Origin of the sequence: Roseomonas chloroacetimidivorans, assembly GCF_049629625.1 — a bacterium.
GTDB lineage: Bacteria > Pseudomonadota > Alphaproteobacteria > Acetobacterales > Acetobacteraceae > Roseomonas > Roseomonas chloroacetimidivorans.
In genome coordinates, this window is record NZ_JBNBZS010000044.1 from 33,834 (window position 1) to 44,966 (window position 11,133).

Sequence of the window (11,133 nt, forward strand, 5' to 3'; positions counted from 1 at the left end):
GGTCAGCCCCTTGCCGTGACCGCAATATGCGGTCGGTAGAGCTAAAGGTCAAGTCTGCACTGTGCGGATCGGTGTAGGGCGTCCCATCCGGGGCGCCCTTTTTGGTTGGGAAGGGGGTGAACGGGGATGGCTGGTCGCACGATTCCAATCCGGCTGACCCTTGAGCAGGCCGATGCTGTCCGGAATGGACTTCGGGCCATTAAGGACGACGGCAAGGCGGCGCTGGAGGCTTTGGAGACTGGTGCGGGTCGGGTAGCGCCGGCGCTTCGCCAGATCGACACCGCCTCGGAGCAGTCAGGCCGCGGTATGCAGCGGTTCGGCCAGGTCATGGGCCAGGCCGGCTATCAGGTGCAGGACTTCGCCGTGCAGGTGTCGGCCGGTCAGTCGGCACTGGTGGCATTTGGGCAGCAGGCGCCGCAGTTGCTGGGCGTCTTCGGCACGGGCGGAGCCATCGCTGGCGCGGCTGTGACGGTCGGTGTTCTGGTCACGCAGATCCTGGGCGCCGTTGACGCATCCAGGGCGTTCAAGAGCGCATTGGAGGCCCAAGAGCAGGGGTTAAGGTCTGCCCTTGGGGCGGCTGACAACTGGCGGAATGGCCTGGAGAAGGAAGCTCAGCAGGTCCAAGACCTGACCAGTTACTATGCATCCCTGTCCACTGCTCGCCGCCAATTGGAGACGCGCTTAGTCGAGCGCGATCGGGCTGCATTGCAGGACCAGCTGAACGAGTTCTCCAGCAGCCAGATCGGGCGACTGCAGAACTTGCCGGAGACGCTCAGCTCTCGCGTCCGCGACATCGAAGGGCAGGCTGGACTGTACCCGGCGGGGTCGGCCGAGCGGGAGGCCATGCTAACGTCGCCCGACCTAGCCCGGCTGCGCGCTGACTACGAGGAAGCGCAGCGCATTGTCATCGACTTCACGAAGACGGTGCAGACGGACGGCGCCAACACGTCCGAGGCCCTGGCCCAAATCATCGCTCGCTTGCGTGAGATGGCTGAGACTGCCTCGGCGCCTGCTGCTCGCGAACTGAACCGGGTGGCCGACGCCTTGGAGAAGGCGGCGCCACAGGCGCGCCAGCTGTCCGAGGCGTCCGAGCAGCTGAATGCTCGCCTGGAGGCTCTTGGCCTTCGCAACGTTGCTGCGGCGAACGGCCTCGATGCCCTGACCGCTGCGGCTGGCCGCGCACAGGCAAAGTTGGCCGATCTGCAGGGGCAGGCCACGCAGGCCGCCGCCGCGCCGGAGCGGGCTCTTGCTAATGCGCAGGCGCTCCTCACGACACTAGAGAGCCAGGGCACAAAGGCGGCCGAGGCGTTGCAGCGGCAGCAGGCCGCCACTGAAAGCCTGGACGGACGGGTGCGCGCTCAGTTGGATCGCGAGCAGGCAGCGCAGCGGGCCGTGATCAAGGCCGAGGCTGATGCTCTAGCGCAACAGGGTAAGCGAGAAGAAGCCACCAATCTTCTTCGCGAAGGCGAAGCTCGTCTTTACGACCAGCGTCAGCAGCGCGAGCCGGAGATCCGACGCCAGCTCTCCGAGACCGACGCCGCCTCGCAGACCTATGCCACTCGCCGCCAAGAAGTCGCCAAGCGTGAGCAGGAAGCCGAGGCAGCTGCACGCAAGTCCCAGTCTCAGGCGAATAGTGAAGCAAAGAAGGAGATGGAGGACCTGCTTCGCCTGGAGGCCCAGTTCTACAGCGAAGCGACGATCAATCCGCGTACTGGGCTCGCGTCACTCGGGCCCTTTGAGGACCAACAGCAGGAGCGCCTCAAGGCAAATATTGAGCGGAGACAGCGCGAAGAGGGACAGGCGGCAGAGAAGACCCAGCGCGAGTGGCAGAAGTCCTACGAGACCCAGCAGCGCACGGCGGAACGCACCTTCGACCGGATCTCCGACTACGCCGGCAATGCCTTCGCGGACGTCTTCCTCAACACTGAGGGTGGTTGGAAGCAGACCATGGCGAACCTGGAAAGGGTGGCAATTGCCACCTTCGCCAAGATCGCATTCGAGGCCGCCGCTCGCCCGATCATCATGCCGGTGGTGCAGCAGTTCGTGGGGGGCGGTGGCGTCGCCGGAACCGTCGAAGGGGTGACCGGCACCAGCGGCGGTGGCTCCGGAGTTGTAGGCTACGCGCAGCAGGCGGGCTCGGCCTACAGTCTCTACAACAGAGTTTCCAGCCTGAACCCGGGGGCGATGATGAGCCCTGGCTATTCCTTCAGCACCGGCTGGGGCTCCGCAGACAGCATACTGAACGCGCCGGCGTGGGGGGGCGGCATCGGGACAACGCAGGCCCTTGGAGCCGGCCCGAACGCTTCCGGCTTCATCCCTGGCACGGCGTTGTCCGGGGAGGCGGGCGCCTTCACCGGAGGTGGTGGGGCGGTGAGCCCGGCGATGTCGTACGGCAGCGCTGCGATGGGCGCGCTTGGCATCGCGGGCGGGGCTTACGCGGCCTATCAGGGTGTCAACCGAGGCGGCGTGGGCGGGTATACCCAGGCGACCGGCGGCGCGGCCACGGCGGGCTTGAGCGCCGCCGCGATGGCTGGCATGGCCGTCCCCGTCTACGGCTGGATCGCCGCCGCCGCGCTCATGGTCCTAGGCGCCCTGCTCCCTGGCCAGAAGCCCAGCGACCGCACGGGCGCGGCGACCTACAACACGCTGACGGGCCAGATGGACATCGGCGGCCTCTCCGGCGAACGCTACTCGGCGGAGAACCGGGCGCAGGCGGAGCAGTTCGCGCGTTCGTTCGATGAACTGGCCCGGCAGGTAGGGCAGGCCACGGGGATGAACGGCCCTGTGAATGCCACCTACCGCGTCGAGGTTGGCGCTCGCGACGGCCTGAAGTTCGTCAACGGCGACACCATCGCGCAGGCCACCACGATAGACGAGGAAGGGGTCAAGGCGGTCACCGCGCGAGTGGTGCAGTCCTTTCTTGCCGCCGCTGCCGAGCAGACGCCGGACGCGAACATCCGCAGCATCATCGGGCGCACGCCGGGCGGTGACCCGGACGCCATCATGGCCAATCTCGACTGGTACGAGAACACCTGGAAGGCGATGCAGGAGGCGCCTGAGCAGACCCGCTCCGGCCTGGCCTCCTTCCAGGCTCAGATCGAGGCGCTGAAGGCTCCCTTCGAGGAGGCCGCGGCCAAGGCTCGTGACCTGGGACTGGCGACGGAGCAGCTCTACGCCCGGCAGCAGGAGGCGGTGGACTACGCCCGGTGGCAAGTCGCGCAGGGCTATGACCAAGCCATGTGGGAAGCGCAGGGCCGCGGCTACATCACCACGCTGCGCGGCATCCGGGAGAACTACGAGACCAACTCCAGCCTCTACCGCAGCGTCGGGCGGAACCCGGAGGATCTCTTCAACCAGCAGGCCATCGCCGCGCTGAGCCAGCTGACCACCGATGCCCTGCGCGATGTGGCGACCAACTTCGTGGGCTGGGATGACGCCATGGCATCTCTCGCCCAGCAGATGCTGGCGAACGCCGACGCCGTCGCGGCGAATACGACGGCGCAGGAGGAAAACACCCGGCTCGGCTACGAGCGGAACGCGCTCCAGACGCTTGCCTCGCAAAGTGGGGTCCTGACCTCCTTCCTGGATCAGCAGGCGGTGGGCGCCGCGGTGAGCCCGCAAAACGCGTTCCGCGCGGCGCAGGAGCAGTACGACCGGGCCCTGCAGGCGGCGCGGGGGGCTGCGGCGGACACGGCGGACCTCGGCGGCCTCACCAGCGCGGCGAACACGCTGCTGAGCGCCACGAGTTCGTTCTACGGGGAGGGCTCGCAGGCCGCGATGATCCGCTCGGGGGTGATGAGCCAGATCACCTCCGTGGGTGCCGTGCTTGGCTTGCCCGCCTTCAGCGACCGGTGGGATGCGACGGCGGACCGCCTCATCGCGGCCCAGAGCGACCAGGCGGCGGCGAACCGGGCCCTGGCGGCTGAGGTGGCCAGTCTGCGCCAGGAGTTCCGCTCCTACCGGCTGCGGGCGGCGGCATGAGCGCCGCGCCGCCCATCTGGGCTATCGCCATGGACAGCCCGGCGTCGCCGGAGCCTGTCCTGGTGCCCTTCGGGTTGACCGCCGGACTGCCCACGGCCGTCGTGGCTTTCCCCGTGATGGCGGCAAGTGACCTGCCGACGCTGCGCTTCTCCGATCGGGGATGGACCGGAGAGCCGGACGACCCGGACGCGCCGAATGAGCATTGGCCGGCACGCATTTTGGACGTGCCGGCGATGGAGCGGGCCATCCCGATCTATCCGACCGAGACCCGGCGGTCAGAGGTGAACGGCGGCGAGGTGATCCTGGCGAACGGGGACGGCGCGCTCGACAACCTGGCTACGGACTGGCGTCTTGCCGGCCGGATGCTGGAGGTGCTGCGCGGCCCCTACCGGGCACCGTTCCGCGCCGCCCGGGCCGAGTTCACGACGGTCGCGCGCTTCCGGGTGGCGGGGGTCGCGGCCGGAACCAGCAAGCTCCGCCTGCCCCTGGGCAGCGCCGCGGCGGATCTCACCATGCCGGTCTCGTCCATCTTCGCGGGCACGGGCGACCTGGACGGGACGGCCGACATGGCGGGGCAGGACAAGCCCGTCCGCTACGGCAAGCACATCAATGTCCAGCCCGTGCAATTCCACCCGGGGCTGCTCGCCTACATGCTGCACGACGGGCCGATCCAGGAGGTCTCGGCGGTCCATGCCCGCGGCACCGACGTGACCTTCGCGGGCGACTATCCCTCCTGGCCCGCGCTGGCCGCCGCCGCCCTCGCCGAGGGTACCTACGCGACCTGCCGGGCAGCCGGGGTGCTGCGGATCGGAACCCCGACCGGGTTCCTGTCGGTGAACTTCCGCGGCGCGGCCCCGGCTGGATTTGGCTATCTGGGCACGGCTGCCGGCATTGCGGCGCATCTGCTCAGGGCGCCCGGCGGCATCGATGCATCCCGGGCCGTCGCTGCCTCCTTCGCCTGGCCCGCGGGCGAGGTGCGGCTGGACGCGACCGGCCTGACCGTCGCCGGCGCGCTGGACCGCCTCGCATCTGGTGTCTGCGGCTGGTGGGGCGCCGGCCTGGATGGCGCCTTCCGCGGCGCGGTTCTCCATCGTCCGGAGGCCGCCACACCTATCCTGACCATCCAGCCCTGGATGCTGTCCGCGCCGCCCGAGGAGGTTCCCGAGAGTTCACAGGGGCCCTGGTACCGGGTGCGCACCACCTTCGAGACGCTGGGCAGCGTGCAGACGGGCGAGGATGTCGCCGGCGTCGTCTCCGAGGAGTACCGGGCCTATCTCGCCCAGCCTTACCGGGTGGCACCTTCCTACAGCATCGAGACCCAGACCCGGTTTCCAGGCGCGATCGATGGGCCGCTGGTGGAAACCGCCTTCGACACATTCGACGATGCTGAAGACCTGGCGGACGAGCTGCTGCGGATCTTCGCGGCACCGCGGCGCGGTTGGCAGATCGGTATCCGGCCGGAAGAGGCCTGGCGCTTCTGGGGCGTGGCAGAGCCCGGTGCGGTGGTGAGCCTTGTCTGGCCGGCGGTGCGCGCCCTGCAGGGTGGCCGTCCCCTGGTCGTTCGCGCCTTCTCCGCGCGCGGCGACCGCCTGACGCTGGAGCTTTGGGGGTAGCATGGGCGCGGTCTTCTCATGGGTGAACGCGCTGGAGGGCGCGGGCGTGAGCCTGTCCGCCTCATCCGAGGCTCCGGGTCTTGGCGTGCAGTCCGTGCTCTCGACCACCATCGCCGACGTGTGGCGTTCGGACCTGGGCGGATCCGCCACGCATCGCATCGGGGCAAACCTGGGCGCGGCCAAGCCACTTCGGGTGTTCGCCGCGGCCATGCCCCGGGACGGCGTATTGCCCGGCCCTGGCGCGACCTGGCGCGTGCGGGTGAGCAACGTCGCGATCGGCCAGAGTGAAGTTCTGAATTCAGGCGTCCTGCCGGCCGATGGCGGACGGGGTACTCTTGCCTTCCTGGCACCCGCCACGGTTAGCGGCCGCTACGTGCAGTTCAGCTTCTACGGCGCGGCATCCGACCCCTACCTGCAGCTCGGCCGCGTCTGGGCGGGGGAGGCGCTGGTGACGCAGCGGAACCCCTCCTACGGGTGGCAGAGGGGTGTGCTGGACACGGGCTCCTCGGAGCGCGCGGCCATCTCGGGCGTGCGCAGCGTCCAGCGCGGGGCCGTCGCCCGGACCTTGGCTTTCGACTTGCTGCTGACTGGGGCCGAAGCGGATGCGCTGGACCGGATCGCCCTCGCCGCAGGCACCTCCGGTCAGATCCTGGCCGCACCTTTCGACAACATGGGACGTGCCATGTTCGGGCGCCTCGCGGCACCGCTGGCTCCATCCCAGACCAGCAAGCCTGCCTTCACCACCAAGGTCTCGCTTGAGGAGGACTTCTGATGGGCGACCCGGTCTTCACCGCGGACCGTGTCCTGGCGATCACCAACACGACCGGCACTGGCGCTTATGCCTTGGCGGCTGCTGCGAGCGGTACCTTCCGCACCATCGGCCAGGCCGGCGGCGTGGCTGGGCGTCGCTACATGTACACGGTCCAGGACAGCATCAGCGCACCCACGGAGTTCGAAGAAGGAGAGGGCATCTTCGGCGCTGGTCCGCCCGAAACCCTGAGCCGCTCCACCATCAAGGCCAGTTCCAATGGGGGCTCGGCCGTGAATTGGAGCGCCGGGACCAAGTACCTGTTCCTCACGGTGCATGCCGACCGGCAGGTCCTGCGCGATACCGACGGGATCGTGTCGTCAGAGGAAAGCTTTCGTACCTCCAGGTCCTTCGCGGCCAACTACCCGGACGGCTACGGCTTCATCCAGCTGGGCTCCGTACTCCAGCCCGACGGCTACTACGCCTCCATGGGCATAAGCATGAACGCCGGTGGCTATGAGGGCTTCCTTCGCACGCTGCACAAGCCCAGCGTCGAGGCCATCGTCCAACTGCTCATCGGCAGTCCCTTCAGCTTCTATAACAGCGGCTCCGCGGTCGCGAACGGCTCCTGGATCAGCGGCTCCGACGGTCGCGTGAAGGTGGAGCGCGAGGTTATCACGGACGCGCTGGCGAAGGTCCGCGAACTGACCGGCTTCACCTACACCCGTGCGGACATGGGCGGGCGGCGCGATGTCGGCGTGATTGCTCAGGATGTGCGACGCGTGCTGCCTGAGGCGGTCTTTGCCAACATGGCGCCTCCCGCGAGCGACCCGAACGGCGAGCCCTTCCTCGGGCTCAACTACAACGCCCTCATCGCCCTGCTGATCGAGGCGACGAAGGCACTCGCGGCGCGCCTTGAGGCGCTTGAAACCCGGTCCGGCGCCTAGCCGACCACCACCCACAATCAGGAGTGCGCGGATGTCGGAGACACTACCGGCAGACGTCGTGACGACGCTGCTGGTCAACGGCATCGCGGGCCGGCCGGTTCGCGTCTGGGCCTATGAAAGCGTGCCGTTCGAGCTGCAGTTCCGCAACGGGCGCAACGGCCCGCTGACGGACGTGGAGGGCGTGTCGATTGCCTTCCTCCGTCCAGATAAGGACCAGGCAGTGGCGCCGGAGGGCTTCATGCTCCGCCTTGCTCAGGGGCGCTACGGCTGCCGCATTGTCCCTGCGCTCGGAGGGACTTGGCAGGCAGTGGGGCGCTGCACCAGCCCGACTGCCTCAGTCGACGTGCGGTCCTTCTTCGTAGACCCCCTTCCGGCCGGAACCCCGCCCCCGCCGCAGACATTCGTGACCGATGACACCGGCCTGTTTCTACTGCTGTCTGACGACGGCGCGCTGATTACGGCCTGACGGAGCCTCGCATGTCAGAGACGACGCCTCCCCTTGGCCACAAGGGGATAAGCCTTGTGCTTGCCGAAACGCCGCTCGGGACGATCCTGACAGGGGCCGCCGACACCGTCACCACCACCGCCGCCGCCGTGCAGGAGGCGCGGGTGGAGGTGGAGGGGAACCGGGAGGCGGTCGTCACTGCGGCAGGCGAGGCGGCCAGGAACGCCGAGACAGCCACCGCCGAAGCCGGCAAAGCCGCAGGCTCTGCCTCCACCTCCGAGGCCAAAGCGGTGGAGGCCACGACCCAGGCGAATGTGGCGCGGCAGGCGGCGGCCAGCGCGGTCAATCCGACGCAGTACCGTGACGACGAAAGACCCGAAAACAAGATCCTCCTGCGCAGCGCGAACGGGATTGGGCTCGCAGAGTGGGATGACCAGGCGCGCCTTGATGCGATCCCGTCGCCGACCCTGATCGGGCGCATCGCCGGCCAGCTTCCTCCGCCCGTGCTCCCGGACGATCTGTCGGTATCCAGCCTCACGGCCGATGAGGTGGTGCTCAGCGGGGAGGCGGACGGCGAGAAGCCGCTCATCCCGGTCATCGCCATGGCTGACCATAAGATGATTCTGGCGCGGGATGCCGCCGGGCGGCTGGCTTTCAACGCCACGCCCGACACCGCCCGCACGATCCGCCGGTCGCCTATGGACGGCTACACCGTCGCTGGTCGTGCACCAACTGATACCGATACGGTGGGCTTTTCGGCGGGGCATGAGTGGGGTGCGCCTGGCGGGTCGGTCTTTGTCGCGCGGAGCGTCGGTGCGGACGCAATCTGGACGCCTGCTGTGGCGGCCTTTCCCCCAGCCGGCGATGCGCTCGCCGGCGGTGGCCTGCCACTTCCGGGTGATGCCGTGCCTGGGCTGGAGCCGATCTTCCTGGCCGGACTGTCTCGCCTGCGGGCAGACTACTATGGCCCGATCGCCCGCTTCGGGCGGGACAGCGACAGTACCACCCTCGACGCCGCGAGCATGGCGGAGGCGATCGCCTGGGCGCGCGGCACCACGCTGCGGATCGAGGGCCTCTTCATCCAGGCCGGGCTGCTGCGTGGCACGCTGGCCCCCTGGGCTGGGACGAGCCGTCCCGCGGTCGCGCCCGCCCCGCAGTGCGGCGGCGGCTTCGCGGCCGTCTTCGAGAACAGTGTCATCTACAACGGCCAGCAGACGCCCGACCAGGCCATCGCCATTCCGGCCGGTGTCACGGCGCAGAGCGACAACGTCGCGGTGCTGGCGGTGGGGTGCTTCTCCCATTCAGGCCGGGACGTGCCGGTAGTCGAGCTTTCGGGCTCCACCAAGCTCGCGCTCGGGCACTCCTCCCAGCGCGGGCTGGAGAGTGTGGCCGCCTACTTCGCCGGATGGCGTAGCCTCGGGCGCTACCAGCCATCGCTCGCCGGGCAGGTGATTGCGCTTTCGTCGTCGCCAAGCGGCCTCACCCTTTACGGCAGCGACCGGCAGACAGCCTCCTTCGCCGCCCTGTCCTCTGTTGCCCTCGCCGGGGGCACCATTGGCAATACCAGTGACATCTTCGTTGCGGGCGACGGCGTGACGCGCCGCAACGGCGGCTATATGGCGGGCGCGGTCGCGATCTATGGGCGCGGCTTGTCCGGGGATGAAATCGCAGCCTTCCGGCAGTCGAGTGTCGCGCATTTCAATCTCAGGCCGCAGGTGCGGGGCACCATGGATGTGCTCGGGGACAGCATCACGGACGGAGCCTTCGGAACGTATTTCGAAAGCACGCCACGGCGCCTGGCCCGGCTCCTCCAACGACCGATGAACGTGCGGAACTTCGCTATCTCCGGCGCAACCATCGCCAGCCAGACCGCCACCTTCACCTCGGAGGTGGTGCCGGCCTTCGCGAGCGGCGACGCGGTCAATGTCCTGCTCATCAACGGCCTTGGAACCAACGACATCGGCGGGACGACGATGCCCACGGCTCAGGACATGTACGCTGGAACCAAGGGCATTTGCGACTTGGCGCGCTCCACTGGTTACGCCGCGATCGTGGTTGGAACTGTGCGACCGAGGGCCGCATTCAACGCCGACCCAACAAAGGAGGCGGTGCGCCTGGCCTTCAACGATCTTCTCCGGGCTGGTTACGCCGCGGACCTCGGGGCCGCCCTCCTCATTGACTTTGATCTGCTCTGGTCAACCGCCGACGCGAACAACAACGCCTATTTCGCGGACGGCTCGCACCAGACCGACCTTGCCCGAGCCAGGGAGGCAGCCTTCGTGGCGCCCAAGATCGACGGCGTCATCGCCAACCTGTTCGCCTGACTGGAGGACTGCCCATGGCCCGTAGCGGCCTTACGCTGAATGGCGCCATCACCGGGCCCGGGCTCGGCGATGCGCGGACCTTTGATGAGCTGCTGGCCACCCGCGCCGAGATGCTGGGCTGGTATGTGCCGGACCCCGCCCGGCTGACCTTGGTGAGCGGGCGGGTGTCTGCCTTGGCGGACCGGTCCTCGGCCGCGAAGGGTGCCTCGCAGGCGACGGACGCCAAGCGCCCCCTCCTTAACCCCTCCGTCGCGGCCATGGGCAACCGCCCCAGCATGACCTTCGACGCCGCGCGGGGGGACTGCCTCCTGTCGCCCATCGTCGTGCCCGGGACGGCCTGGACCAAATGGGCTGTGCTGACCCCCGTGGCCGAGGCCACCAGCAACGTCTTCCACGACATCCTGTCGGGGCAGTCTGCCTCTGCTGGCCTGCACCGCTTTGCCATCCGCGGAACCAACACGATCCATTCCCGCGTCGGTACGAGCGGAACGCAGGCCAGCGCGAGCGTCGCCTACACGCCGGGCGTGCCGATCCTGGCCATGGCGACCTGGGACGGCGCCACCCGCACCACGCGGGTCGCAATCAACGGCGCAAGCTGGACGAGCGGAACCAATGCGGCGGCCGTTTGTAGCGATCCGGCCTTGGTCATCGGCGGCGTGGCCCCGATCGGCGGTTTCGCGGGATGCGGCGACATTTTCGACTGCGGGATGTTCAACGTGGACCTCTCCGCGTCCAGCAATGCTGCACTGCTCGGCCTGCTCAAGCAGTACGCGCGCGACCGTTATGGGCTGACAGTCGCATGACCCGCCCCGCCGCGCTGATCGGAGGGTGACGATGGCTACTATTCGTCGTATCCGCCTATGGTTCAGCCGTCTCGTTCACCGACCGGCCGACCTCTTCGACATAGCCTCAGGCTTATCCACGGCGCTGTTCGTGGCTCTGGGTGCCTGGAACCACAGCGACCCAGATGTCGCGCCCAGCATGTCCTTCATCGGGGACAAGGCACCCTGGTGGGTCTGGTTTACCGTCGTTGGCTTGGCCGCGATTTGCCAGCCCCTGGCGCTGCATCTGGACG

8 protein-coding genes are annotated in these 11,133 nt (G+C 68.3%); all 8 read left to right on the forward strand.

Features of this window, described 5'->3' with window-relative positions; genetic code table 11:
• Nucleotides 1-126: 126 nt before the first annotated feature.
• On the forward strand, nucleotides 127-3,981 hold the full coding sequence (locus ACO1BU_RS24920) for a coiled-coil domain-containing protein (RefSeq protein WP_424138678.1): 3,855 nt from the start codon (nucleotides 127-129) through the stop codon (nucleotides 3,979-3,981).
• Nucleotides 3,978-5,594 carry a hypothetical protein gene (locus ACO1BU_RS24925; protein WP_424138679.1) on the forward strand — a complete coding sequence of 539 codons (1,617 nt, stop codon included), beginning with the start codon at nucleotides 3,978-3,980 and terminating at the stop codon, nucleotides 5,592-5,594. The genes ACO1BU_RS24920 and ACO1BU_RS24925 overlap by 4 nt, the downstream gene beginning before the upstream one ends.
• 1 nt (nucleotide 5,595) lies before the next feature.
• A complete protein-coding gene (locus tag ACO1BU_RS24930) occupies nucleotides 5,596-6,366 on the forward strand; it encodes a hypothetical protein (protein ID WP_424138680.1) in 771 nt (256 codons plus the stop codon).
• Entirely contained in the window at nucleotides 6,366-7,289 is a 924-nt protein-coding gene (locus tag ACO1BU_RS24935) for a tail fiber domain-containing protein (protein WP_424138681.1), read from the forward strand. Before ACO1BU_RS24930 ends, ACO1BU_RS24935 begins: the two co-directional genes overlap by 1 nt.
• Nucleotides 7,290-7,320: 31 nt before the next feature.
• A complete protein-coding gene (locus ACO1BU_RS24940) occupies nucleotides 7,321-7,755 on the forward strand; it encodes a hypothetical protein (RefSeq protein ID WP_424138682.1) in 435 nt (144 codons plus the stop codon).
• A gap of 11 nt (nucleotides 7,756-7,766) precedes the next feature.
• Nucleotides 7,767-10,058 (forward strand): SGNH/GDSL hydrolase family protein, encoded by a 2,292-nt coding sequence (locus ACO1BU_RS24945; protein WP_424138683.1) that lies wholly within the window; start codon nucleotides 7,767-7,769, stop codon nucleotides 10,056-10,058.
• 14 nt (nucleotides 10,059-10,072) lie between these two features.
• Nucleotides 10,073-10,861 (forward strand): hypothetical protein, encoded by a 789-nt coding sequence (locus ACO1BU_RS24950; protein ID WP_424138684.1) that lies wholly within the window; start codon nucleotides 10,073-10,075, stop codon nucleotides 10,859-10,861.
• 31 nt (nucleotides 10,862-10,892) lie between these two features.
• On the forward strand, nucleotides 10,893-11,133 hold a 241-nt coding region (locus ACO1BU_RS24955; RefSeq protein WP_424138685.1), incomplete at its 3' end, for a hypothetical protein.

Excerpts from the sequence above, each read along its gene's own strand:
- ACO1BU_RS24920 (WP_424138678.1), top strand. The coding sequence starts at position 127 with ATGGCTGGTCGCACGATTCCAATCCGGCTGACCCTTGAGCAGGCCGAT.
- ACO1BU_RS24925 (WP_424138679.1), top strand. The coding sequence starts at position 3,978 with ATGAGCGCCGCGCCGCCCATCTGGGCTATCGCCATGGACAGCCCGGCG.
- ACO1BU_RS24930 (WP_424138680.1), top strand. The coding sequence starts at position 5,596 with ATGGGCGCGGTCTTCTCATGGGTGAACGCGCTGGAGGGCGCGGGCGTG.
- ACO1BU_RS24935 (WP_424138681.1), top strand. The coding sequence starts at position 6,366 with ATGGGCGACCCGGTCTTCACCGCGGACCGTGTCCTGGCGATCACCAAC.
- ACO1BU_RS24940 (WP_424138682.1), top strand. The coding sequence starts at position 7,321 with ATGTCGGAGACACTACCGGCAGACGTCGTGACGACGCTGCTGGTCAAC.
- ACO1BU_RS24945 (WP_424138683.1), top strand. The coding sequence starts at position 7,767 with ATGTCAGAGACGACGCCTCCCCTTGGCCACAAGGGGATAAGCCTTGTG.
- ACO1BU_RS24950 (WP_424138684.1), top strand. The coding sequence starts at position 10,073 with ATGGCCCGTAGCGGCCTTACGCTGAATGGCGCCATCACCGGGCCCGGG.